This is a genomic window from Streptomyces sp. NPDC051909 (assembly GCF_040681095.1).
In the GTDB taxonomy this organism is placed as follows: domain Bacteria; phylum Actinomycetota; class Actinomycetes; order Streptomycetales; family Streptomycetaceae; genus Streptomyces.
This window is the reverse complement of the sequence record NZ_JBFAYA010000001.1, coordinates 435,106-458,723: the sequence shown is the minus strand read 5'-3', so window position 1 is coordinate 458,723 and position 23,618 is coordinate 435,106. Positions and strand designations below refer to the sequence as shown.

Genomic DNA, 23,618 nt, shown 5'->3' with positions numbered 1-23,618 from the left:
CCTGAACCCCTGAACCCCTGAACTCCTGAACCCGTCCCCTGCCGTCCAGTCCCTGCCCCCGCCACCCCTCCGGAGCGTGAACGCCATGAAGGACGCCTTCGGCGCACCCCAGTCCCTCCTCCTCCTCGGCGGCACCTCCGAGATCGGTCTCGCCACCGCCCGCCGGCTGATCGCCCGCCGCACCCGTACGGTGTGGCTGGCCGGCCGCCCCTCCCCGGCGCTCGCCGCCGCCGCGGACTCGCTGCGCGCGCTGGGCGCCACCGTGCACACCGTGCCCTTCGACGCCCTGGACACCGAGTCCCACGAGGAACGGCTCGGGAAGATCTTCACCGAGGGCGACATCGACCTCGTCCTGCTCGCCTTCGGCGTCCTCGGCGACCAGGTGCGCGACGAGTCCGACCCGCTCTCGGCGGTCCGGGTCGCCCAGACCAACTACACCGGCGCCGTCTCGGCCGGCCTGGTCTGCGCCCAGGCGCTCCAGGCGCAGGGGCACGGCTCGCTCGTCGTGCTCTCGTCGGTGGCGGGCGAGCGGGCCCGGCGGGCGAACTTCATCTACGGCTCGTCGAAGGCCGGGCTCGACGCCTTCGCCCAGGGCCTCGGCGACGCGATGCACGGCACCGGTGTGCACGTGATGGTGGTACGGCCCGGCTTCGTCCGCACCCGGATGACCGCGGGCCTGGCGGAGGCGCCGCTCGCGACCAGCCCGGAGGCGGTCGCGACGGCGATCGAGCTGGGGCTGCGGCGCCGCTCGGAGACCGTGTGGGTGCCGGGCGCGCTGCGGGTGGTGATGTCGGCGCTGCGGCACGTGCCGCGTTCGCTGTTCCGCCGCCTGCCGGTCTGACCCGGCCGGACGCGGTTACGGAGAGACGGCGGGCGCGTCGACGGGGCTGCAGCCCTGCGCCGGGACGGCCGAGATCGTACGGCCGCTGCCGAACTCGTAGTCGCACAGCTTCCGCCACACCGCGTCCGCGCCCTGCTCGTACAGCGCGAAGGAACGGCAGGTCCACTCCGCCGCGTAACCGGACAGCTCCTCGAAGGCGCGGTCCATCGCCTCCTCGGCGATGCCGTGCGCGACGGTGACGTGCGGGTGGTACGGGAACTGCAGCTCGCGCGGGACCGGGCCCGCCTCGTCGCGGACCCGCTGCTGCAGCTGGTCGCAGTCGGTCTCGCCCTCGACGAGCTGGACGAAGACCACCGGGGACAGCGGCCGGAAGGTGCCGGTGCCCTCCAGACGCATCGCGAAGGGCCGGCTGAGCGCCGCGATCGAGGCGAGGTGCGCCTCGATCTCCGGCAGCCGCTCCGCGTCGACCTCGGTCGGCGGCAGCAGCGTGACGTGGGTCGGAATGCCGTGCGCGGCGGGATCCCCGAAGCCCGCGCGCCGCTCCTGGAGCAGGCTGCCGTAGGGCTCCGGGACCGCGATCGAAACGCCGAGCGTTACGGTCCCCACGTCGTTCTCCTCCGTCGTCTCCGTCGTCCAGGTGTGTGGTGGTGCAGCCGCCAGTGTGCGGCTTGCACCACCCTTTCGGCCAGAGTCCTTCGACCCGCGCCCCGGCTCGCGCCCCCGCTCAGTGCTTGGCGGGCAGGAAGCCGATCTTGTCGTAGGTCTGCGCCAGCGTCTCGGCGGCGACCGCCCGGGCCTTCTCCGCGCCCTTGGCCAGCACCGAGTCCAACGTCTCGGGGTCGTCCAGGTACTCCTGGGTGCGGGTCCGGAAGGGAGTGACGAAGTCCACCATGACCTCGGCGAGGTCGGTCTTCAGGGCGCCGTACATCTTGCCCTCGTAGCTCTTCTCCAGGTCGGCGATCGACGTGTCGGTGAGCACGGACAGGATGGTGAGCAGGTTGGAGACGCCGGCCTTGTTCTCCGGGTCGAAGCGGATCACCGTGTCGGTGTCGGTGACCGCGCTCTTGACCTTCTTGGCCGTCGTCTTCGGGTCGTCGAGCAGGTTGATGAGGCCCTTCGGCGTGGACGCCGACTTGCTCATCTTGATCGCCGGGTCCTGCAGGTCGTAGATCTTCGCCGTCTCCTTGAGGATGTACGGCGCCGGGATCGTGAACGTCTCGCCGAAGCGCCCGTTGAAGCGCTCCGCGAGGTCGCGGGTCAGCTCGATGTGCTGGCGCTGGTCCTCGCCGACCGGGACCTGGTGGGCCTGGTAGAGCAGGATGTCGGCGACCTGGAGGATCGGGTACGTGAAGAGGCCGACGGTCGCGCGGTCGGCGCCCTGCTTCGCGGACTTGTCCTTGAACTGGGTCATGCGGGAGGCCTCGCCGAAGCCGGTGAGGCAGTTCATGACCCAGCCGAGCTGGGCGTGCTCGGGGACGTGGCTCTGGACGAAGAGGGTGCAGCGCTCCGGGTCGAGGCCGGCGGCGAGCAGCTGGGCGGCGGCGAGCCGGGTGTTGGCGCGCAGCTCGGCGGGGTCCTGCGGGACCGTGATCGCGTGCAGGTCCACGACCATGTAGAAGGCGTCGTGGGACTCCTGCAGCGCGACCCACTGCCGGACGGCGCCGAGGTAGTTGCCGAGGTGGAACGAGCCTGCGGTGGGCTGGATTCCGGAGAGCACACGAGGTCGATCAGAGGCCATGCTCATCATTCTCTCAGGTGTGCGGAGCGTTCCCGGACTGCCCGCCCACCGCGGGCCGGTGAGACGCGGAACACACCCGCGTCTCACCCGGTCGAGCGGGCGTCGAGCGGGTTCAGACGGGCAGGCCCGGGGCCGGGAAGGCGCCCATGAGCTCGGCGACCTCGGCGCGGATCACGGCGAGCGCGTCCTCGTCGCCCTTGCCGGCGGCGGCGACACCGCGGTCGATCCAGTCGGCGACCTGCGGCATGTGGTCCGTGGTGAGGCCGCGGGAGGTGAGGGACGGGGTGCCGATGCGGACGCCGGAGGGGTCGAAGGGCTTGCGGGGGTCGTAGGGGACGGTGTTGTAGTTCACGACGATCCCGGCCCGGTCGAGGGCCTTGGCGGCGATCTTGCCGGGGACCTCCTTGGGGGTGAGGTCCATGAGGATCAGGTGGTTGTCGGTGCCGCCGGAGACCAGGTCGAAGCCGCGGGCGAGCAGCTCGTCGGCGAGGGCCTTGGCGTTGGCGACGACGGCGTGGGCGTAGTCGCGGAAGGCGGGCCGGGCCGCCTCGTGGAGGGCGACGGCGATGGCGGCGGTGGTCTGGTTGTGCGGGCCGCCCTGGAGGCCGGGGAAGACGGCCTTGTCGATGGCCTTGGCGTGCTCGGCGCGGGACATCAGCATGGCGCCGCGCGGGCCGCGCAGGGTCTTGTGGGTGGTCGTGGAGATCACGTCCACGTGACCGACCGGGGACGGGTGGGCGCCGCCGGCGATGAGGCCGGCGATGTGGGCGACGTCGGCGACGAGCACGGCGCCGGCCTCGCGGGCGATCTCCCCGAAGGCGGCGAAGTCGATCGTGCGGGGCAGCGCGGTGCCGCCGCAGAAGATCACCTTGGGGCGCTCGGCGAGGGCGAGCTCGCGGACCTGGTCGAAGTCGATGAGCCCGTTGTCCTGCCGTACGCCGTACTGGACGCCCCGGAACCAGGTGCCGGTGGCGGAGACGCCCCAGCCGTGGGTGAGGTGGCCGCCCATGGGCAGGGCCATGCCCATCACGGTGTCGCCGGGCTGCGCGAAGGCGAGGTAGACGGCGAGGTTGGCCGGGGAGCCGGAGTACGGCTGGACGTTGGCGTGGTCGACGCCGAAGAGGGCCTTGGCGCGCTCGATGGCGAGGGTCTCGACCTGGTCGATGTTCTGCTGGCCCTCGTAGTAGCGGCGCCCGGGGTAGCCCTCGCTGTACTTGTTCTGCAGCACGGTGCCGGAGGCTTCGAGGACGGCGGCGGAGACGTAGTTCTCGCTGGGGATGAGCCGCAGGGTCTCGGCCTGCAGCCGCTCCTCGGCGCCGACGAGCGCGGCGAGCTCGGGGTCGGCGGCGGAGAGCGCCGGGTGGTGGGCGGGAAGGTCCGGGTGGTGGGCGGGAAGGTTCATGGCGTGCGTTCCTCCGGGCAGGAGGTCCCGGTGCGCTACGCGCTGCGCGGCACCACGCGGGACCTGTTCGGTTCCGGGATGCCCAGGCGGGCGGCACCTCGTGTGGTCTGCCGCGCACGGCTCCCCCGGGGTTGGTTCCCCGTACGCCAGTCGCCGTGCGTGTTTCCACAGTAGCGGGCGCGTCGTCGCCGGAGGTTTCCCCGTCCGGCATGCGAGCGACGATAAGAAAAGGGAGCCACACCCTCCCCTGCCGCAGGACGAACGGAGATCCCGTGTCGAGTACGCCGAGGACGCAAGACGAGATCGCTGCCGCGGACGCGCACAGCGCCCACAACTACCACCCGCTGCCCGTGGTCGTCGCCTCCGCCGAGGGCGCGTGGATGACCGATGTCGAGGGGCGCCGCTTCCTCGACATGCTCGCCGGGTACTCGGCGCTCAATTTCGGCCATGGCAACCGCCGCCTGATCGACGCCGCCAAGGCGCAGCTGGACCGGGTGACGCTGACCTCGCGGGCCTTCCACCACGACCGGTTCGGCGCGTTCTGCGAGCGCCTGGCCGAGCTGTGCGGCAAGGAGGCGGTACTGCCGATGAACACGGGGGCGGAGGCCGTGGAGACGGCGGTGAAGACCGCCCGGAAGTGGGGGTACGAGGTGAAGGGCGTGCCGGACGGGCACGCGAAGATCGTGGTCGCGGCGAACAACTTCCACGGCCGGACGACGACGATCGTCAGCTTCTCCACGGACCACGAGGCGCGCGACCACTTCGGCCCGTACACGCCGGGCTTCGAGATCGTGCCGTACGGCGATCTGACCGCCCTGGAGGCGGCGGTCACCGAGAACACGGTGGCGGTGCTGCTCGAACCCATCCAGGGCGAGGCGGGCGTCCTGGTCCCGCCGCCGGGCTATCTGCGCGGGGTGCGGGAGCTGACGGCCCGGCGGAACGTGCTGTTCATGGCCGACGAGATCCAGTCGGGGCTGGGCCGCACGGGCAGGACCTTCGCGTGCGAACACGAGGGTGTGGTGCCCGACGTCTACATCCTCGGCAAGGCGCTCGGCGGCGGCGTGGTGCCGGTGTCGGCGGTGGTCGCCGACCGGGACGTGCTCGGCGTGTTCAAGCCGGGCGAGCACGGCTCGACCTTCGGCGGCAACCCGCTGGCCTGCGCGGTCGCCCTGGAGGTGATCGCGATGCTGCGCACCGGCGAGTACCAGGAGCGGGCCGCCGAACTCGGCGAGCACCTGCACGCGGAGCTGGGCCTCCTGGTGGGCGGCGGCGCGGTGGAGGCGGTGCGCGGCCGGGGCCTGTGGGCCGGTGTGGACATCGCACCCGCGAAGGGCACGGGCCGGCAGATCTCGGAGCGGCTGATGGAGCGGGGTGTGCTGGTGAAGGACACGCACGGCTCGACGATCCGGATCGCGCCGCCGCTGGTGATCTCGAAGGAGGACCTGGACTGGGGGTTGGAGCAGCTGCGGGCGGTGCTTTCGGAGTGACGGCCGCCCTCGCCCAGGGCCTGTCCGGCGGATCAGGGTCGGACAGGCCCTAGGGGGGTGTCCGGCTAGAGGATCACGTGCGGGATGAAGCGCGCGTACTCGTCCGTGACCGGGCCCGCCGACTCGCGGATGCCGAGCCCCGCCGACTCGTCGCCGACGGTCCACGCGCCGAGCACGACGCGGTTGCCGTCGAAGTCGGGCAGCGGGGCGAGCTCCTGGTAGCAGACCGGCTCGTCGCCGAGGACCACGGGCGTGCCCGGCTCGTGCAGGGTGACGCCCGCGCCCTCGCGGCCGAGCAGCGGCTTGGCGACCCAGCCGGTGGTCGTGGCGAGTTCGCGCGGCCCGTCGAGGTAGGCGGGCAGCAGGTTGGGGTGGCCCGGGTAGAGCTCCCAGAGGATCGCCAGGAGCGCCTTGTTGGAGAGCAGCATCTTCCAGGCGGGCTCGATCCAGCAGGTGGTGCCGCTGCCGCCGCCGTTGTCGAGGGTGTCGAGGACGTACGGGCCGAAGCTGTCCGTGGTCAGCCACTCCCACGGGTAGAGCTTGAAGCAGGCGCGGATGAAGCGCAGCCGGTCGTCGACGAAGCGCCCGGAGATGTGGTCCCAGCCGATCCGCTCGACCGAAAGCGCCTCGGTCGCGAGGCCGGCCTGCTGGGCGGTCTCGCGGAGGTACGCGACCGTCATCAGGTCCTCGCCGAGCTCGTCGACGTCGGAGTGGACGAAGTGCACGGGGCTGCCGGGCGGCAGCAGGTGCGCCTGCCGCTTCCAGGCGTCGACGAGCCGCTCGTGGAGGGAGTTCCACTGGTCGGCGCCGGGGAAGCGCTCCTCCATCCAGAACCACTGGGGGCTGGCGGCCTCCACGAGGGAGGTGGGGGTGTCGGCGTTGTACTCCAGCATCTTCGCCGGGCCGGTGCCGTCGTAACGGAGGTCGAACCGGGCGTAGATGGTGGGGAGTTCGGCGCGGCGGCGCCAGGACTCGGCGACCCGGGAGGCGAGCCGGCGGTCGGTGATGCCGAGCTCGGCGAACCGGTTCTTCTCGACGATGTGCGCCGCCGCGGCGAGGCACATGGCGTGCAGCTCCTCGACGACCTCCTCCAGGGCCTCCACCTCGGGCAGGCTGAAGGAGTAGTACGCGCTCTCGTCCCAGTAGGGGCGTAGGGAGTCGTCGGGGTAGCGGGTCAGGGGATAGATCAGGCCCTGTTCCTCGACGGTCCGCTGCCAGCCGGGGCGCGGTTCGATGGTGTGGCGCCGCACGGGGGATCAGCCGCCGGAGGAGGAACCGTGGCCGCCGAAGCCGCCGCTGGAGACCGCGGACTTGTCGAAGCTGCCGCCGCTGACCTTGCCGTTGCTGGAGGAGCCGCCGTAGTAGTAGCGGCCGCTGTGACTGTGGCTGGAGCTGCCGCCGTGGCCGTCCCCGCCCCCGCAGTCGCACTCGTAGTTCGGGAGCTCCTTGTACGTCACCGGGTCGATGCAGCGCCGGTCGGGCTCGGAGGAGCAGGCCGTCAGCGTCGCGGCGAGCAGGCCCACTCCGCCCAGGACCACCGTGGTCGACCTCACTCTGCGCATGTCCGTCCCCGTCCTCCCCTGTGGGCCGGGCTGGTGGCGGCTGCCCGCGCCCGGTTGCGACGGCACAGTGTAGGCCCGGCGTGAACGCGCGTCCGATCCCCGTCGCACTAGAGTCCCTTTCGTGCTTCTTGGGATGATCTGCGCGCTCGGTTCGGCCGTCTGCTTCGGCGCCGCCTCCGTCTTCCAGGCGCTCGGCGCGCGGGCCGCCGAACCCGGCACGGGCGGCGGGGTCGACGTGGCACTCCTGTGGCGGGCGCTGCGCCAGTGGCGGTACGTGGCCGGGCTCGGCATGGACGGACTCGGCTTCGTCCTGCAGATCGTGGCGCTGCGGACCCTGCCGATCTACGCGGTCGGCGCGTCGCTCGCGGCGAGCCTCGCGGTGACGGCGGTGATCGCCTCCCGGATGCTGAAGGTGCGGCTCAGCCGTACGGAGTGGGCGGCCGTCGCGGTGGTCTGCCTGGGCCTGGCGATGCTGGCGCTCGCGTCCGGCCGGGAGGGCCACGAGGGCGCCGACGCCGCGCTCTCCTGGGGCCTGCTCGCGGCCTCCTTCGGCGTCCTGGCGGCGGGCGCCGCCGCCGGCCGCCTCCCGGACCGCCCCCGCGCCCTCGCCCTCGGCCTCGCGGGCGGCCTCGGCTTCGGCGTGGTCGAGATCGCGGTCCGCCTCCTCGACTCCTTCGACCTGACCGACCCGGCCTTCTACGCCCTCCTCGTCGGCGGCGGCAGCGCCTTCCTCCTCTACACCTCCGCCCTCAACCGCGGCGCCGTCACCACCGCCACCGCCGGCCTCGTCCTCGGCGAGACCATCGGCCCCGCCGTCGTCGGCGTCACCTGGCTCGGCGACACCACCCGCCCCGGCCTGGGCTGGCTGGCCCTGCTCGGCTTCGCGGTGGCGGTGGCGGGCTCGCTGACCCTGGCGCGGTTCGGGGAGGCGCCGGCGGTGGAAGCGGGGGCGGAAGTCGGGCGTTGAGGCTGGGGGCGGGCGGGCGGCGCCGTCGGCGCAGGCCGGGCCGGGAAGCAGGGAGGCGGGCGGACGGCGGGGGCCGGGGGCCGGGGCTTTGGCCCGAGCGGGCATCAGGCGTCGGGCTTCTGGGGCGCCGGGGCCTCGGGCTTGCGGCGGAAGGCAGCGCGGTACGCGCTCGGTCGCCGGCCCGTGTGGCGGGCGAAGAGGGCGGCGAAGGTGCCGGGGTCGTGGTAGCCGACGGAGGAGGCGATGGCGGCGACGGTGCGGTCGGTGGTCTCCAGGAGATGGCGGGCGCGTCGGACGCGGGAGGTCTGGAGGTGGGCCAGGGGGGTGTGGCCGGTCTCGGCGGAGAAGCGGCGGAGGAGGGTGCGGGTGCTGACGCCGAAGGCGGCGGCGAGAGCCGACAGGTCGTAGCGGGCGGCGAGGTTCTGGTCGAGGTGGCGCATGACCCGCTGGGAGAAGTCGCTGCCGGACCGTGGCAGCAGGCGGGGGTCGACGTACGGGGCCTGGGAGGTGCGGGCGTCGTCGACGAGGGCCACCCGCGCCGTCGTACGGGCGACCCGCGCGCCGCTGTGGCGGCGGACCAGGTCGAGGGCGAAGTCGTACATGGCGCTGAACGCGGCCGCGGTCGTCACGCCCCGGTCCGTGACGACCAGATGCTCGGGCCGCACGTCGGCCTCCGGGCAGCGCCGGGCGAGTTCGCCCGCGTGCAGCCATGACGTCGTGGCCCGGCGCCGGTCCAGAAGTCCCGCCTCGGCCAGCAGGAACGCGCCCACGCACAGCGACACGACGGCCGTGCCCGCGGCGGCCTGCGCGCGGATCGCCGCGGCCTCGGGCGCGAGACCGGCGAGCCGTGCACCCAAGTCGGCCGCACCCGGGCGCAGTTCGAAGCCGGGCACGACGAGGACGTCCACCTCGCGCAGCGGGCGTACGTCGAGCCGCGCGCCCCCGGAGGCGACGACCCGCCGCCGCGGCGAGACGATCGCGACCCGGTAGCCGGGCGCCTCCGGCCCGGCGACATGCGCGGCCATCGTCAACAGGTCGGGGACGCCGAAGACTTCGGACGCGAAGCAGCCCGGATAGGCCAGGACCCCGACCCGCAGTTCCCCCGGCACGCCCGGCTCCTCCGCCATCCGCGCCGCACCTCCGCCCCTCTCGTACCCGGTACCCCCGCACCCGCTTCGCTCCGGCTGGCGAGATTACCCGCCTCCTTGGCGATCCCGCCCCTCAACGGGGCGCCGGAACGCCCGTGATCCTTGCCCCATGAGCGAGGACGATCCGATCGACGACTTCGACCGCCGGCCCATGACCGTCGACGGCGTGACCAAGACCGTGTACGTGGCCGGGACCGGGCCCGCGGTCGTCGTGCTGCCCGAGATGCCGGGCATCAGCCCCGACGTGCTGCGGCTCGCCCGCTGGGTGCGGGACGCGGGCCTGACCGTGTACGTGCCGTCCCTGTTCGGCACCGACGGCGCCTTCCCCACGGTCGAGGGCGGCAGGGAGGTCATGCGCCGCGCCTGCGTCAGCGCGGAGTTCCGGGCCTTCGCCGGCGGCGGCACCAGCCCCGTCACGCTGTGGCTGCGCGGCCTGGCGCGCCAGGCGCACGCGGCGTGCGGAGGGCCCGGGGTCGGCGCGATCGGCCTGTGCTTCACCGGCAACTTCGCGCTCACCATGGCCCTGGAGCCCGCGGTGATCGCTCCCGTCGTCAACCACCCCTCCCTCCCCCTCGACGACCCCGCCGGACTCGAACTCGACCCGGCCGACGCGCGGGCCGTCCGCGACCGGCTGACCCGCGACGGACTCACGGTCCTCGCCCACCGCTTCGAGGGCGACCGTTGGTGCACCGGGCAGCGCTTCGCCGCGTACCGGGCGCTGCTCGGCGACGCGTTCGACGGGCGGGTCCTGTCCGACAGCGCCGCCAACCCCGCCCCGCCGCCCTTCTTCGCCGAGCTCGTCGGCACCCCGCACAGCGTCGTCACCGCCCACCTCGTCGACGAGGCCGGGCATCCGACCGTCCGCGCCCGCGACGAGATCCTCGCCTTCCTCGCCACCCGGCTGCCGCCTCGCTAGACACCCCCTAGGGCAGCACCCGGCAGAGTGCTTCGAGCGCCCCCGACCAGGCGCTGTCCGACGGGGTGCCGTAGCCGACGACCAGGGCGTCGCGGGTGCGCGGGACGGTGGGGTGTCGGAAGCGGTTGATGCCGAGCAGGGCCAGACCCTGGAAGGCGGCGGCGCGCAGCACCGACTCCTCGGTGCCCTCGGGGAGTTCGAGGACGGCGTGCAGTCCGGCGGCGATGCCGCTGATCCGGGTCCCGGGCGAGCGGGCGGCGACCGCCGCGACGAGCTGGTCGCGGCGGCGCCGGTAGCGCAGCCGCATGGCCCGTACGTGCCGGTCGTACGCGCCGGAGGCCAGGAACTCCGCGAAGGTGAGCTGGTCGGGCGCGCTGGACACCCAGTCGACGGTCCCCTTCTGGGCGAGGACCTCGCCGACGAGCTGTTCGGGCAGCACCATCCAGGCGATCCGCAGGCCCGGCGCCAGGGACTTGCTCGCGGTGCCGAGGTAGACGACCCGGTCCGGGTCCAGGCCCTGGAGGGCGCCGACGGGCTGCCGGTCGTAGCGGAACTCGCCGTCGTAGTCGTCCTCCAGGAGCAGCCCGCCGGCCGCCCGCGCCCAGTCGACCGCCACCGCGCGCCGGTCGGGCTGGAGAGCGCCGCCGGTCGGGAACTGGTGTGCGGGCGTGAGGAGGACCGCCCCGACGCCCGGACCCATCACCTCTCGTGCACCCAACTCCTCGGTGCGCGTGCCCTGTTCGTCGAAAGGCAGGGCCGGCATCTTCAGGCCGGCGCGGCCGAGGAGGTCCCAGTGGACGTCGAGTCCGTACGACTCGACGGCCACCTCCCGCACCCCGCGGGCCCGCAGCACCTGCCCCATCAGCATCAGACCGTGCACGAACCCCGAGCAGAGCACGATCCGTTCGGGCCGCGCGTACACACCGCGGGCCCGTGCGAGGTATTCCGCGAGGACGGTGCGCAGTTCGATCCTGCCGCGCGGGTCGCCGTAGCCGAAGGCCTCGTCGGGCGCGCCCATGAGCGCCTTGCGGGAGGCCTTGAGCCAGTCGGCGCGGGGGAAGGAGGCGAGGTCGGGGGTGCCGGGGCTCAGGTTGTACGTGGGCTTCCCGGCGGGCGGCGCGGTGACGGACTCGACGGCCCCGCCCGGCCTCCCGCCCCGGCCCGGCCCCGCGCGGCGCGATGCGGCGGCCCTGGACCCCGGGCGGCGGGGCGCGGAGCGCTGGGCCACGCGGGTGCCGGAGCCCTGCCGGGCGGTCAGCCAGCCCTCGGCGACGAGTTCGGCGTAGGCGTCGGCGACGGTGTTGCGGGCCACGCCCAGGTCGACGGCGAGCGAGCGTGAGGACGGCAGCCGGGTCCCGGCGGCGAGGCGTCCGCTGCGCACGGCGTCCCGGAGCGCGTTCATCAGCCCCTCGCGCAGGCCCTGCCCGTGCCCGTGCGGTTCGAGGTGCAGGTCGGCGCCGAAAGTGGCCCAGTCATTCGCCATGGGAATGGACCATACCCGGGTACCACCCCGACCGTACGGTGGTCGGCATGACCACCACCACGACACAGGACAGCGCACAGGCCGCCACGACGGCGTACGCCCCCGAGCACCCGGCCCGGCAGGCCTTCGCCGAGCGGCACCCCGAGTTCTACAAGGCCATGATCGGCCTGGAGATCGCCGCGTCGAAGCACGTCGACCCGAAGCTGTACGAGCTGGTCAAGATCCGCGCCTCGCAGATCAACAACTGCGCCTTCTGCCTCGACATGCACTCCAAGGACGCGCTGGCGGCGGGCGAGAGCGTCCAGCGGATCGTGCAGCTGGCGGCCTGGCGCGAGTCGCGGCACTTCTACACGGAGCGAGAGGCCGCGGCGCTGGCGCTGACGGAGGCGGTCACCGTCCTCACCGACGGATTCGTGCCGGACGAGGTGTACGCGGAGGCCGCCCGCCACTTCGAGGAGACCGAGCTCGCGCACCTCATCGGTGCGATCGTGACGATCAACTCCTGGAACCGGATCGCCGTCACCACCCGGATGGTCCCGGGTCACTACACCCCCGGGGCGTACAAGAAGTGAGCGAGCGGGCTCTCGCGCTGCGCGCGCTGCACCGGGACCGGGCGGCCGGCGATCCGCTGGTGCTGCCCGGCCCGTGGGACGCGGCGAGCGCCGCCGCCTTCGAGGAGGCCGGCTTCCCGGCCCTCGCCACGCCCAGCGCCGGGATCGCCCGCGTGCTCGGGTACGAGGACGGGAGCACGCCCGCCGACGAGATGTTCGCCCAGGTCGCGCGGATCGTCCGCGCGGTGTCCGTCCCGGTGACGGCGGACCTGGAGGGCGGGTACGGGCTCGCGCCGAAGGAGTTCGTCGAGCGGGTCCTGCGGACCGGCGCGGCCGGCGTGAACCTGGAGGACTCGGACGACCGGCGCGGCATGAGGGACGCGCACGAGCACGCCGACTGGCTGGCGGCGGTACGGGCGGAGGCCGGGAACGCGCTCTTCGTGAACGCCCGCGTCGACGTCTATCTGCGCGACGTGCCCGCACCCGCGACCGCGGCCGTGACGCGCTCCCTGCGGTACGCGGCGGCGGGCGCGGACTGCGTGTACCCGATCCTGGCCCCGGCCGCCGACCTGCCGGCCCTGCGGGCCGGAGTCGGCGAGGCCCTGCCCCTCAACTTCCTCGCGCAGAAGGACAGTCCGCCGTTCCCCGAACTGGGCCGGCTCGGCGCGACCCGGATCACCTTCGGACCGGGCCTGTTGCTCCGTACGCTCGACCATGTCCGGTCTCTGGCGGAGGAGTTGCGGGGCGGCGCGTAGCCCCGGCACCGCCCCCGGCACCGACTCCGGCCCGGGCCGTTCAGTTCTCGTCGCCGGACGGCTCGTCCTGGACGCGCAGTCCGGCGACCCAGAGCGGGGTCAGCAGGTGCAGCGCGAGGACCGCGACCATCAGCGGCGCCGCCAGGCCCGACAGGTCGACGTCGGTGTACGCGGCGAGGAGGACCACCACGGCCGTGCCGCCGATCAGCAGCCAACCGGTCAGCCGGTGCGCGAGGGAGCGGACGCGGTCCCGCTCGACCAGCTGACGCTCGTCGAGCATCCGGCCGCGCAGCTCCAGGAGTCCGCGGGTGGCCCCGTTGATCGCGCCGGTCGCCACGACCCACGGCAGCAGCAGCGCCACCATGGTGAGCGCGCCCGGGACCCCACCCACACCGAAGAACGCGCCCAGCCCGCCGGCCGTCAGCGCGAGGTGCACGCCCACCAGGACCCTGCGGCGGCCGGCGGTCGCGTACAGGGCCGCGGCCTCGCGGTTGTTCATCACGGCGTACATGCGCCGGTCGTAGCGCGTCGCGGTCGTCGTCATCACTTCGTCCTCCCGTAGACCTCTGTGGTGAGCGGCTGGAACGGCTCCAGGGAGAACAGCGCCTCCACCGGCAGCTCGAAGTACCGGGCCACCTTCAGGGCCAGGTCGAGACTCGGGTTGTACTGGCCGCGCTCGATGTAGCCGATGGTCTGGTAGTGGACGCCCACTGCCTCGGCCAGCGCCTGCCGCGACACCTTTCGCTCAGCCCTGACGACCGAGAGCCTGTTGTGCACCTGCTCGCTCATGTATAAGAAGTACTACATTCCATTGTGGTTGCACAACACAAACGCCCCCGGCTGGAGAATCCAGCCGGGGGCGTTGTGGAAAGCGGAGAGCGATCAGACGGCGGTCGGGCTCAGATGAGGCCCAGCTCGCGGACCGCGTCGCGCTCCTCGGAGAGCTCGCGCACGGAGGCGTCGATGCGCTCGCGGGAGAAGTCGTTGATCTCCAGGCCCTGGACGATCTCGTACTTGCCGTCCTTGCAGGTGACCGGGAAGGAGGAGATGAGGCCCTCCGGGACGCCGTAGGAGCCGTCGGACGGGACACCCATGGAGGTCCAGTCGCCCTCGGCGGTGCCGTTGACCCACGTGTGGACGTGGTCGATGGCGGCGTTCGCGGCGGAGGCGGCGGAGGACGCGCCACGGGCGTCGATGATCGCGGCGCCGCGCTTGGCGACGGTCGGGATGAAGGTGTCGGCCAGCCACGCCTGGTCGCCCACGACCTCGGCCGCGTTCTTGCCGGCGATCTCCGCGTTGAAGATGTCCGGGTACTGGGTCGCGGAGTGGTTGCCCCAGATGGTGAGGCGCTTGATGTCCGTGACCGAGGAGCCGGTCTTCTGGGCCAGCTGCGTCAGGGCGCGGTTGTGGTCCAGGCGGGTCATCGCGGTGAAGCGCTCGGCCGGGACGCCCTTGGCGGCCGACTGGGCGATCAGGGCGTTGGTGTTGGCCGGGTTGCCGACGACCAGGATCTTGATGTCGTCCGCGGCGTGGGCGGCGATGGCCTCGCCCTGCGGCTTGAAGATGCCGCCGTTGGCGGCGAGCAGGTCGCCGCGCTCCATGCCCGGACCGCGCGGGCGCGCGCCGACGAGCAGGCCGATGTTGGCGCCCTCGAAGCCCTTGTTCGGGTCGTCGAAGATGTCGATGCCCTTGAGCAGCGGGAACGCGCAGTCGTCGAGCTCCATGGCGGTGCCCTCGGCGGCCTTGACGCCCTGCGGGATCTCGAGGAGGCGCAGCTTGACCGGCACGTCCGCGCCGAGCAGGTGGCCGGAGGCGATGCGGAAGAGCAGCGCGTAGCCGATCTGGCCGGCCGCGCCGGTCACGGTGACATTCACGGGAGTGCGGGTCATGGCGATCTCCGTAAGACAGCTGGCGGTGGGGGTCCCTGCCCCTGATGCTGGATGTCTCCCCTTGATCGATCGATGTCTCGACGTGAAGAGATATCCAGCGGTCAGGCTATCGGACCCGGGGCGGTGCGCACCCCCACCCCCTTGTGGTGCGGCTCACCCCACACGTACGCATAACGAGCCACGTACCGGAATCGTCACCTCCGTCACCTCCGTGCCACAAGGCTCCGGCGGATCTTGATCGATCATTGGCACGTACATGACCCTGGAACGCAGCGGCGCCCGTCCTCCCACGGGGGAGAGGACGGGCGCCGTCACCACATGCGCAGGCTCAGCTCACCGTCAGATGGAGGATGTCCTCCAGGAACGGGATCCGCAGCCAGGGCTTCGGCTGCACCATGAGCGCGAGCAGCACGATCAGGCCGCCCATCACCCCGTACGTGATCATGTCGGTGAAGCGCGAGCGCACCGCCAGCATGCCGACCGAGGGCAGCACGCGGCGCAGCACCGCACCCGTCAGGAGCGCCGCCCCGACCAGCAGGGCGCCGACCCGGAAGGCCTGCGGGAACAGGTCGGTGCCCACGATCAGCAGCCCGAGCGCGGCCAGGCCGAGCACGGTGAGCAGCGGCCACTGGCGCGCGGGCGCCGACGCGTCGCCCGGCGCCGCCCGGCCGCCGCCCTCCGGACGGGCGGTCGTGGTCGTGAGCGTCGCGCGGGGGTGGCGGCGGGGGCGTACGGCCTCGTCCGAAGCGGAGGCCGAGGGGGTGCCCGCATCGGCGTCCGGCTCCTCCGAGGTCCGCGGCGCGTCCGCGTCGGAGGAGGTCATGGTCAGCGGACCCCGGCCGCGCGCTCGGCGGCCTCGACGACGTTGACGAGCAGCTGGGCGCGGGTCATCGGGCCGACACCGCCCGGGTTCGGGGAGATCCAGCCGGCCACCTCGGCGACACCCGGGTGCACGTCGCCGACGATCCTGCCGTCGGCGTCGCGCGAGACGCCGACGTCGAGCACGGCCGCGCCCGGCTTCACGTCCTCCGGCTTGATCAGGTGCCCGACGCCGGCCGCCGCGACGATGATGTCGGCGCGCCGCAGATGCGCCGCGAGGTCCTTGGTGCCGGTGTGGCACTGCGTCACGGTGGCGTTCTCGGAGCGGCGGGTCAGCAGCAGCGGCATCGGGCGCCCGATGGTCACACCCCGGCCCACGACCACGACCTCCGCGCCGTTGATCTCCACGCCGTACCGGCGCAGCAGCGTGATGACGCCGTTGGGGGTGCAGGGCAGCGGGGCGGGCTCGTTGAGGACGAGCCGGCCGAGGTTCGTCGGGTGCAGGCCGTCGGCGTCCTTCGCCGGGTCCATGAGCTCCAGGATGCGGTTCTCGTCGATGCCCTTGGGAAGCGGCAGCTGCACGATGTAACCGGTGCAGGCCGGGTCCTCGTTGAGCTCGCGCACGACCGCCTCGATCTCCTCCTGCGTGGCGGTGCCGGGGAGTTCGCGCTGGATGGAGGCGATGCCGACCTGCGCGCAGTCGCGGTGCTTGCCGGCGACGTACTTCTGGCTGCCCGGGTCGTCGCCGACCAGGATCGTGCCGAGACCGGGGGTCACGCCCCGCTCCTTCAGGGCCGCCACACGGGCGGTCAGATCGGACTTGATCGCGGCTGCGGTGGCCTTGCCATCGAGAATCTGGGCGCTCATGCGCACATCTTCCCGGATGGGCCCCGCCGGATTCCAATTCGGAAGCAGAGGTTGCACTTGCACAACCGCACCGCGTATCGACTGGACAAGCAGTCGCCGTTTTGACGACGATGATCTGCGCAGTGCCGCGAGCAGTGCCGGGGGGCAACACCGCTCATACGTCGTGAGACACGGATGACACATCCTCCGCGCAGGGCCGCGACGCCCGTCCCCGCACAGGAACCAACGGAGGAACCCCGATGAGCTTCGGCGACCCGAACAACCCCTACGGCCAGCCCCCGCAGGGCCAGCCCGGATACGGTCAGCCCCCGCAGGGCCAGCCCGGTTACGGCTACCCCCAGCAGGCCCCGCAGGGCGTCCCGCCGCAGCAGGGGTACGGCTACCCGGCGGCCCCGCCGGTCTCGCCGTACGGCGGCGGCTACCCGCATGGCCCGACCAAGATGCCCGGTCTGATGACCGCGGCGCGCGTGATCATGTTCATCCTGTCCGGCCTGCAGATCCTGATCGCGATCATCGCGGGCATCGGCATCGCCGCCGCGTCCAGCGCGACGCGCTCCTCGGAGGCGTCCGGGATGCTGGCCGGCTTCGGCTTCGCCCTGGTCGTGATCCTGCTGGTCATCGCCGGTCTCGGCATCTTCCTCGCCGTGAAGTTCGCCACCGGCGGCACCGCGATCCGCGTCCTCACGATCATCTACGCCTCGCTGATGCTCCTCGGCGCGCTCGGCAACTTCGCCTCGGGCGAGGCGACCGGCGTGCCCGGCGGCATCATCAGCCTCGCCCTCGGCGGCGTCATCCTCGCCTCGATGGTGGGCCCGCAGGCCTCGGCCTGGTTCAACCGCCCGCGCTTCTGATCCACGGCCCGCGGCGTACGCGAAGGGGCCCCTGTTCCGTCCGGAACCGGGGCCCCTTCGCGTACGCACCGCCGCAACCGCCGCGACCGGCGCAGCGGCCCTCGTCTCACTGCCGCTTCAGCACCGCGAACTGCCCCGCCTGCTCCACCACCGCGTACCGCGCCTCCGGATGCAGCTGGGAGGCCAGCCCGACCGGGTCCGTGACCGGCTGGGACCAGCCGGAGGAGAGGTCGAGGGCGAGGTAGTCGGGGCTGACGCCCTGCGCGCCGCCGACCCAGTAGACGGTGTGGTCCCCGGTGAGGTGGGCCATGAGCGTCACGTTCGTCTCGACGCTGGTGCCCGCCGGCACCGCCGCGACCGCGCGCCGCGCGTCGAGGGTGCGGGCGTCCGTGCGGTACGTCTCGGGGCGGGTCAGCTCGCGCAGCGGCATGTCGAGGGCGTGCACGAGCGCGATCGCCGTGACGACGGGCACGGCCACCCGGCCGTACGCGACGAGCCAGGGCCGCGGCGAGGTGCGCACCGCCCGGACCGCGTCGACCAGGGCGAGGAACACCACCGGCATCAGGATCGCGTTGTAGTGCCAGAACATGCCCCAGTGGTTGGGGTCGTGCGAGAGGAAACGCCAGCCGAGGGTGGGCAGCACGAGCAGCATCAGCGGGGAGCGCAGGCAGAGGAAGCCGGTGACGCCGACGAGGAAGAGGAGCATCTCCCACTTCTCGCCGTGCTGGAAGGCGCCGAGGAGCGAGTCCAGGAAGGAGACCTGGCTGCCGTCGCCGCTCTTCTCGATCTTGGCCCAGTAGTCGTACTGGCCGACCCGGCTGGCGGCCGGGATGAGGACGAGCACGGTGAGCGCGAAGAAGGCCGTGCCGAAGCCGGCGAGGGCGGTGCCGAGCCGCCGCTGCCCCTTCACGAACAGCACCGCGCCGACCATGGCGACCGTCAGCCCCATGTCCTCCTTGACGAGGACCAGCGGCAGGGACCAGGCGACGGCGGCGTTCCAGCGGCCCAGGAGCAGCGCGCGGCAGGTCAGGGCGAGCAGCGGGACGGCGAAGGCGATCTCGTGGAAGTCGGACTTGACGGCCTCCTGGAGCCCCCAGGACAGCCCGTACGCCACGGTGAGGGCGATCCCGGCGGCCCGGCTGCCGAGCACCTGCTGGGCGGTGCGGCCGACCACGGCGGCGGAGGCGGCGAACAGCGCGGCCTGCGCGAAGAGCAGCGCGAGCGGGGAGGACCACACCCAGTAGAGCGGCGCGAGGAGCGCCGTCACGGGGCTGAAGTGGTCCCCGAGTATGAGGAAGCCGGGTCCCTTGATGTCGACGATCGGGGCGCGCAGCTCGGCGTAGGCCCGGACGGACTGCTCGAAGATCCCGAGGTCCCAGGAGGGCGTGCGGAAGCGCTCGTACTGCACCCAGGAGTAGAGGAGGTACAGCGCGCCGAAGACCGCCGCGATGATCGCGTACGGGCGTACCGGGGCGGCCGCGAGACCGCCGTCCTCCGGTCTCTGCGCGTCGGCAGGGTCCGCAGCGGGTTTGTTCTGTACGTCCAACACCACGTCCCCCACTCACGGCGGCCGACAAAAGAGCAACCCATTAGACCAGAGTCCACCCGTTCGGCTGAGCCGCCCACCGAAGGGGCCGTGCGGGGCCTTCCCGGGGAGGAAGGCCCCGCACGACGCCGTCTCAGTGGAAGAAGTGGCGCGTGCCGGTGAAGTACATCGTCACGCCGGCCTTCTTCGCGGCCTCGACCACCAGCTCGTCCCGCACCGACCCGCCCGGCTGCACGACCGCCTTCACACCGGCGGCGGTCAGGATCTCCAGGCCGTCCGGGAAGGGGAAGAAGGCGTCCGAGGCGGCGTACGCGCCGCGGGCGCGCTCCTCGCCGGCGCGCTCGACCGCGAGCTTCGCGGAGTCGACGCGGTTGACCTGGCCCATGCCGACGCCGACCGAGGCGCCGTCCTTGGCGAGCAGGATCGCGTTGGACTTGACCGCGCGGCAGGCCTTCCAGGCGAAGGCGAGCTCGGCGAGCTCCTCGGCCGACAGGGCCTCGCCGGTCGCGAGGGTCCAGTTCGCCGGGTCGTCGCCGGCGGCCTGGAGGCGGTCGGTGACCTGGAGGAGCGCTCCGCCGTCGATCGGCTTGACCTCGACCGGGTTGGCCGGGGCGCCCTCGGCGCGCAGCACGCGGATGTTCTTCTTCTTGGCGAGGATCTCGACCGCGCCGTCCTCGTAGCCGGGGGCCACGATGACCTCGGTGAAGATCTCGGCGACCTGCTCGGCCATGGCGACGGAGACCGGGCGGTTGACGGCGATGACGCCGCCGAACGCGGACAGCGGGTCGCAGGCGTGCGCCTTGCGGTGCGCCTCGGCGACGTCGGCGCCGATCGCGATGCCGCACGGGTTGGCGTGCTTGATGATCGCGACGGCCGGCTCGGTGTGGTCGTACGCGGCCCGGCGCGCGGCGTCGGTGTCCGTGTAGTTGTTGTACGACATCTCCTTGCCGTGCAGCTGCTCGGCCTCGGCGAGGCCGCCCGTGCCGTCGACGTAGAGCGCGGCGCCCTGGTGCGGGTTCTCGCCGTAGCGGAGCACGTTGGAGCGCTCGTACGTGTGGCCCAGGAAGTCCGGGAAGCCGCTGTCGTCCGCCGCCGCGTAGTCGTCGGCGAACCAGGAGGCCACGGCCACGTCGTACGCGGCGGTGTGCTGGAAGGCCTCGGCGGCGAGCCGCTTGCGGGCGGTCAGGTCGAAGCCGCCGGCCTTGACGGCGGTGAGCACGTCGGCGTACCGCTCGGGGCTGGTGACGATCGCGACCGACGGGTGGTTCTTGGCGGCGGCGCGGACCATGGACGGGCCGCCGATGTCGATCTGCTCGACGCACTCGTCGGCCGAGGCGCCGGAGGCGACGGTCTCGCGGAACGGGTAGAGGTTCACGACGACCAGGTCGAAGGGCTCCACGCCGAGCTCGGCGAGCTGTGCGCGGTGCGACTCCAGGCGCAGGTCGGCGAGGATGCCGGCGTGCACGCGCGGGTGCAGCGTCTTGACGCGGCCGTCCAGGCACTCGGGGAAGCCGGTCAGCTCCTCGACCCTGGTGACCGGGACGCCGGCCGCGGCGATCTTCGACGCGGTGGAGCCGGTGGAGACCAGCTCGACCCCGGCCTCGTGCAGCCCGCGGGCCAGCTCCTCGAGCCCGCTCTTGTCGTAGACGCTGACCAGCGCGCGGCGGATGGGCTTAACGGTGTCAGTGCTCACCGACATGAACCTTTCGTCCCTCAATGCGGTAGCCGTTGCGGGCGAGACGCCCCACGACCTCGACGAGCAGCGATCGCTCGACTTCCTTGATGCGCTCGTGGAGCGCGGCTTCATCGTCCTCGTCCCGCACCTCGACCACGCCCTGCGCGATGATCGGGCCGGTGTCGACACCGTCGTCGACGAAGTGGACGGTGCATCCGGTGACCTTCGCGCCGTAGGCGAGGGCGTCGCGCACGCCGTGCGCGCCGGGAAAACTGGGGAGCAGCGCCGGGTGGGTGTTGACGACCCGGCCGCCGAAGCGGGCGAGGAACTCCTTGCCGACGATCTTCATGAAACCGGCCGAGACGACGAGGTCCGGCTCGTACGCGGCGGTGGCCTCGGTCAGCGCCCGGTCCCACTCCTCGCGGCTCGCGTGGTCCTTGACCCGGCACACGAAGGTGGGGATCCCGGCGCGCTCGGCCCGCTCCAGACCGGCGATGTCACCGCGGTCCGCGCCGACGGCGACGATCTCGGCTCCGTAGCCCTCGGGGCCCTCGGGGTCGGCGGCGATCGCGTCCAGCAGGGCCTGGAGGTTCGTGCCGGAACCGGAGACCAGGACGACGAGGCGGGCGGCAGCCACTGGGGTCACTCTTTCCGTGGTGTTTGTGCGGTCGTACGAACGAATCGCATCCCTCGATACGGGGAACCCTACGAAGGGCCCGACCGTCAGCAACGATACCGGCACTCCGGACAACCCCCACGGGACGGGGGCGGGACCGGGAGGTAGCGTCAGGGTCCGACGACCTGTCACACCAGGGCCGCGCGCCACATCACACCCGCATCACACCCGCGCACACAGACAGAGGGAAGACGTCCAGCACATGCCGGATCGCCAGTCCACGAACGACAACAACCCGTTCGCACCGCCGCCGGAGGGGCAGCCGGACCAGCCGTGGCAGCCGAGACTCCCGGAGGGCTCCGACGAGGGCTCGTCCGGCGGTCCGTCCGGCGGCCCGTCCGGCGGTCCGGGCTGGAGCAGCAGTCAGCCGGGCCGTTCCTCCGACGGCTTCGGCGGCCGCCCCGAGCGCTCCTCGGGCGGCGGCCAGGGCGGCGGCCCCGGCGACGGGCCGGACGGCGGACCGGACGGCGGCCAGGGACCGGGGCTGCGCTGGGACCCGACGGACCCGGCGCAGCGGCGCGCGCGGTACGCGGTGCTCTCCGGCATGTGGGCCTTCTTCTTCTCCTTCTTCATCCAGGAGCTGGCGCTGCTGCTCGGCGCGCTCGGCGTCTACTGGGCGATCAGCGCCCTGCGGGCCCGCGTGAAGGCCCCGGAGGGACCGCGGTCGCCCGTGGAGATCGCGGCCGCGGCCACCGCGAACCGCACCAAGCAGACCGCGGCGATCAGCGGTCTGGTGGCCTCGGCGCTCGCCCTGATGATCGTCGGCAGCGGCTTCCTCGTGCACTTCGTCTACCGCGACTTCTACGAGTGCCGGGCCGACGCCCTGACCAGGCAGAGCCAGCTGGCCTGCAACGACCTGCTTCCGAAGCCGCTCCAGGACACCCTGGGCGTGCGCGAGTAGTCAGCCCCCGTCGGGATCCGGGAGCGGAGCCGGGGCAGGGGCCGGAGCCGGGGCCGGCGGTGCCGGGGGTGCCGAGGGCTCCCAGGCGGCGGGCAGGAAGCCGTACCCCTCGTCGGCCGCGTCGTCGTCGAGCGCCTCCAGCGCGTCGAGCCGGGCCAGGGCTCCGGCGGTCTCCGGCGCGGGCGGCGGCCCCACGGGCTCCGCTTCCGGTAGGGGCACGGATACGGGTGCGGATACGGGTCCCGGCGCCGGGACCTGCGGGGCGGCGAGGGCCGCGGCGCGCCGAGCGGCGCGCCGGCCCCAGGCCCGTACGGCGAACGCCGTGGGCACGCCGACCGCCCCGCACCACAGCACCGCCGCCGCACCGGTCTGCCACCACACCGGGCCGAAGGCGGCCAGCCGGCCCGAGCCGAGCGGGCCGCCGGCCAGGGCCGTCAGGACCGCGACGGCCGCCCCGCACACGCAGGCCGCGCCGAGCGCGGTCAGCGCCGTGTCCTTGGCCGTCCAGGCACGCGCGGCGCGGCCCACCCGGTACCCGGCGGTCAGCGCCGCCACCAGCGGGACCGCGAGCGCGGCCGCGTGCAGCCACCGGCCCGGGCCCTCGCCGGGGAGCGCGGCGAGCAGCGGGAAGTCGGGCGCGGCAGGGGTGCCGGTGAAGCCGAGCGGGGTGACCAGGGCGCCCGTACCGAGCGAGAAACCGGGGCCGAGTCCGTACGCGAGGCCCCAGAGCACGGCGTTCGGCAGCAGCGCCAGCGCGAGGAGCGCGACCGAGGCCCGGCCCGACCACTCCCCCGCGAGGCCGTCGAAGGACGCGTGGGCGTCGCCGGCGTGCCAGAACAGCGAGACAGAGAAGAGCAGCGCCCCGCCCGCGCCGAGGACGGCCAGGGCCGGTGCCGCGGCGCGCAGGGCGACCGCGTACGGCTCCCGGTCCGGCAGCGGCCGGCCGTGCGCCGTCCAGGCGCCCGCGGCGGCCGCCGCGAGGACGGTGACGGGCGTCCAGGCGCCGGTGGCGACCAGCTCCGCGGGCAGCGTCCCGGCCTCCGTGTAGACCACGACCGCGGCCACGACCAGCAGGTATCCCCCGGTGACGGCCGCGACGGCGCCGGCCGGCGAGGGCCGGGAGCGGACCTCGCCGGGGTCGCCGGGTTCGCCGGGGTCATCAGGGTCGCCGGGGTCCAGGGTGTCGCGGGCCGCCCGGTGGGCCAGCCACAGCGGCAGGGCGGTGAGCAGCAGCGGGGTGACGCCGAGCGGGGCGGGCACGCCGGAGACGGTGTCGGTGCGGATCAGGTCCGCGCCGTGCGCGAGCAGCCACAGCCCGGCGGCCGTGTGCAGGGCGCCGGCGGGGCCGCTGTCGGGGTACGGCGAGGCGATCCAGGCGGCGACCACGAGCACGGCGACCACACCGAGACCGAGGCCCGCCGCCACGCCGCCGCGCACGAAAGCGGTGGCCAGGGCGGCGGACCGGCGGCCCTGGACCGCGGCGGCGTCGAGCGCCGCGGGCGGGCGCTGCTCGGTCACGTGCGTCACGGGGGCCATGCTGCCAG

At 73.2% G+C, this 23,618-nt stretch carries 24 protein-coding genes and 1 riboswitch; of the genes, 8 read left to right on the top strand and 16 right to left on the bottom strand.

The features are described 5' to 3' along the window. Nucleotides 1-85: 85 nt before the first annotated feature. The gene (locus tag AB0M18_RS02320; protein ID WP_365755033.1) at nt 86-841 is read left to right on the top strand and encodes a decaprenylphospho-beta-D-erythro-pentofuranosid-2-ulose 2-reductase; all 756 of its coding nucleotides are present in this window, start codon (nt 86-88) and stop codon (nt 839-841) included. 15 nt (nt 842-856) lie between these two features. On the opposite strand, the gene AB0M18_RS02315 is transcribed toward AB0M18_RS02320, so the two are convergent. From AB0M18_RS02315 to glyA, 3 genes are all read right to left on the bottom strand, one after another. Further along, a complete protein-coding gene (locus tag AB0M18_RS02315; RefSeq protein WP_365754766.1) occupies nt 857-1,447 on the bottom strand; it encodes a 2'-5' RNA ligase family protein in 591 nt (196 codons plus the stop codon). A gap of 118 nt (nt 1,448-1,565) precedes the next feature. Further along, entirely contained in the window at nt 1,566-2,579 is a 1,014-nt protein-coding gene (gene trpS / locus AB0M18_RS02310) for a tryptophan--tRNA ligase (RefSeq protein WP_365754764.1), read from the bottom strand. A gap of 112 nt (nt 2,580-2,691) precedes the next feature. Beyond that, on the bottom strand, nt 2,692-3,981 hold the full coding sequence (gene glyA, locus AB0M18_RS02305; protein ID WP_365754763.1) for a serine hydroxymethyltransferase: 1,290 nt from the start codon (nt 3,979-3,981) through the stop codon (nt 2,692-2,694). A gap of 73 nt (nt 3,982-4,054) precedes the next feature. Beyond that, nucleotides 4,055-4,145, bottom strand: a riboswitch (ZMP/ZTP riboswitch). A gap of 108 nt (nt 4,146-4,253) precedes the next feature. On the opposite strand from glyA, the gene rocD reads away from it, so the two are divergent. Further along, nucleotides 4,254-5,468 carry an ornithine--oxo-acid transaminase gene (gene rocD / locus AB0M18_RS02300; RefSeq protein WP_365754761.1) on the top strand — a complete coding sequence of 405 codons (1,215 nt, stop codon included), beginning with the start codon at nt 4,254-4,256 and terminating at the stop codon, nt 5,466-5,468. 65 nt (nt 5,469-5,533) lie between these two features. Here rocD and AB0M18_RS02295 read toward each other — a convergent pair whose 3' ends face one another. Together AB0M18_RS02295 and AB0M18_RS02290 are read right to left on the bottom strand one after the other, a co-directional pair. After that, entirely contained in the window at nt 5,534-6,718 is a 1,185-nt protein-coding gene (locus tag AB0M18_RS02295) for a glutathionylspermidine synthase family protein (RefSeq protein WP_365754760.1), read from the bottom strand. A gap of 6 nt (nt 6,719-6,724) precedes the next feature. Next, nucleotides 6,725-7,030, bottom strand: coding sequence for a hypothetical protein (locus AB0M18_RS02290; RefSeq protein ID WP_365754759.1), 306 nt, complete (start codon nt 7,028-7,030; stop codon nt 6,725-6,727). Between the two features lie 133 nt (nt 7,031-7,163). Between AB0M18_RS02290 and AB0M18_RS02285 the strand changes: the two genes are divergently transcribed. After that, a complete protein-coding gene (locus tag AB0M18_RS02285; RefSeq protein WP_365755032.1) occupies nt 7,164-7,997 on the top strand; it encodes a hypothetical protein in 834 nt (277 codons plus the stop codon). A gap of 104 nt (nt 7,998-8,101) precedes the next feature. Here the strand turns inward: AB0M18_RS02285 and AB0M18_RS02280 are convergent, their stop codons facing one another. Beyond that, nucleotides 8,102-9,124: a helix-turn-helix domain-containing protein gene (locus tag AB0M18_RS02280; RefSeq protein WP_365754757.1), complete on the bottom strand. Its 1,023-nt coding sequence runs from the start codon at nt 9,122-9,124 to the stop codon at nt 8,102-8,104. Nucleotides 9,125-9,254: 130 nt separating this feature from the next. Here AB0M18_RS02280 and AB0M18_RS02275 point away from each other — a divergent pair, with 130 nt between their 5' ends. Then, nucleotides 9,255-10,061, top strand: a complete 807-nt coding sequence (locus AB0M18_RS02275; protein WP_365754755.1) for a dienelactone hydrolase family protein — start codon at nt 9,255-9,257, stop codon at nt 10,059-10,061. Nucleotides 10,062-10,068: 7 nt separating this feature from the next. Here AB0M18_RS02275 and AB0M18_RS02270 read toward each other — a convergent pair whose 3' ends face one another. Beyond that, nucleotides 10,069-11,544: a PLP-dependent aminotransferase family protein gene (locus AB0M18_RS02270; protein ID WP_365754754.1), complete on the bottom strand. Its 1,476-nt coding sequence runs from the start codon at nt 11,542-11,544 to the stop codon at nt 10,069-10,071. Nucleotides 11,545-11,591: 47 nt separating this feature from the next. Here AB0M18_RS02270 and AB0M18_RS02265 point away from each other — a divergent pair, with 47 nt between their 5' ends. Beyond that, entirely contained in the window at nt 11,592-12,116 is a 525-nt protein-coding gene (locus tag AB0M18_RS02265; protein ID WP_365754752.1) for a carboxymuconolactone decarboxylase family protein, read from the top strand. Beyond that, nucleotides 12,113-12,850: an isocitrate lyase/phosphoenolpyruvate mutase family protein gene (locus AB0M18_RS02260; RefSeq protein ID WP_365754750.1), complete on the top strand. Its 738-nt coding sequence runs from the start codon at nt 12,113-12,115 to the stop codon at nt 12,848-12,850. Before AB0M18_RS02265 ends, AB0M18_RS02260 begins: the two co-directional genes overlap by 4 nt. 40 nt (nt 12,851-12,890) lie before the next feature. Here the strand turns inward: AB0M18_RS02260 and AB0M18_RS02255 are convergent, their stop codons facing one another. The 5 genes from AB0M18_RS02255 to AB0M18_RS02235 all read right to left on the bottom strand — a co-directional run bounded on the left by AB0M18_RS02255 (nt 12,891) and on the right by AB0M18_RS02235 (nt 16,425). Further along, on the bottom strand, nt 12,891-13,394 hold the full coding sequence (locus tag AB0M18_RS02255; RefSeq protein ID WP_365754748.1) for a hypothetical protein: 504 nt from the start codon (nt 13,392-13,394) through the stop codon (nt 12,891-12,893). Next, nucleotides 13,394-13,639 carry a helix-turn-helix transcriptional regulator gene (locus tag AB0M18_RS02250; protein WP_265867579.1) on the bottom strand — a complete coding sequence of 82 codons (246 nt, stop codon included), beginning with the start codon at nt 13,637-13,639 and terminating at the stop codon, nt 13,394-13,396. Before AB0M18_RS02250 ends, AB0M18_RS02255 begins: the two co-directional genes overlap by 1 nt. Nucleotides 13,640-13,749: 110 nt before the next feature. Then, nucleotides 13,750-14,739 (bottom strand): malate dehydrogenase, encoded by a 990-nt coding sequence (locus AB0M18_RS02245; protein ID WP_365754747.1) that lies wholly within the window; start codon nt 14,737-14,739, stop codon nt 13,750-13,752. A 328-nt stretch (nt 14,740-15,067) separates the two neighbouring features. Further along, the gene (locus AB0M18_RS02240) at nt 15,068-15,664 is read right to left on the bottom strand and encodes a DUF3017 domain-containing protein (RefSeq protein ID WP_365755031.1); all 597 of its coding nucleotides are present in this window, start codon (nt 15,662-15,664) and stop codon (nt 15,068-15,070) included. Then, nucleotides 15,565-16,425 (bottom strand): bifunctional methylenetetrahydrofolate dehydrogenase/methenyltetrahydrofolate cyclohydrolase, encoded by an 861-nt coding sequence (locus AB0M18_RS02235; RefSeq protein WP_365754745.1) that lies wholly within the window; start codon nt 16,423-16,425, stop codon nt 15,565-15,567. Before AB0M18_RS02235 ends, AB0M18_RS02240 begins: the two co-directional genes overlap by 100 nt. A gap of 239 nt (nt 16,426-16,664) precedes the next feature. Between AB0M18_RS02235 and AB0M18_RS02230 the strand changes: the two genes are divergently transcribed. Continuing rightward, nucleotides 16,665-17,276 (top strand): hypothetical protein, encoded by a 612-nt coding sequence (locus AB0M18_RS02230; RefSeq protein WP_365754743.1) that lies wholly within the window; start codon nt 16,665-16,667, stop codon nt 17,274-17,276. Between the two features lie 106 nt (nt 17,277-17,382). Here AB0M18_RS02230 and AB0M18_RS02225 read toward each other — a convergent pair whose 3' ends face one another. The 3 genes from AB0M18_RS02225 to purN all read right to left on the bottom strand — a co-directional run bounded on the left by AB0M18_RS02225 (nt 17,383) and on the right by purN (nt 21,134). Continuing rightward, a complete protein-coding gene (locus AB0M18_RS02225) occupies nt 17,383-18,822 on the bottom strand; it encodes a DUF2079 domain-containing protein (RefSeq protein ID WP_365754742.1) in 1,440 nt (479 codons plus the stop codon). Nucleotides 18,823-18,955: 133 nt separating this feature from the next. After that, a complete protein-coding gene (purH, locus tag AB0M18_RS02220; protein WP_365754740.1) occupies nt 18,956-20,521 on the bottom strand; it encodes a bifunctional phosphoribosylaminoimidazolecarboxamide formyltransferase/IMP cyclohydrolase in 1,566 nt (521 codons plus the stop codon). Next, nucleotides 20,505-21,134, bottom strand: a complete 630-nt coding sequence (gene purN, locus AB0M18_RS02215; protein ID WP_365754738.1) for a phosphoribosylglycinamide formyltransferase — start codon at nt 21,132-21,134, stop codon at nt 20,505-20,507. The genes purH and purN overlap by 17 nt, the downstream gene beginning before the upstream one ends. Before the next feature lie 241 nt (nt 21,135-21,375). Here purN and AB0M18_RS02210 point away from each other — a divergent pair, with 241 nt between their 5' ends. Further along, entirely contained in the window at nt 21,376-22,074 is a 699-nt protein-coding gene (locus tag AB0M18_RS02210) for a hypothetical protein (RefSeq protein ID WP_365754736.1), read from the top strand. Here the strand turns inward: AB0M18_RS02210 and AB0M18_RS02205 are convergent, their stop codons facing one another. Next, the gene (locus tag AB0M18_RS02205) at nt 22,075-23,610 is read right to left on the bottom strand and encodes a DUF6350 family protein (RefSeq protein WP_365754734.1); all 1,536 of its coding nucleotides are present in this window, start codon (nt 23,608-23,610) and stop codon (nt 22,075-22,077) included. Nucleotides 23,611-23,618 lie beyond the last annotated feature (8 nt).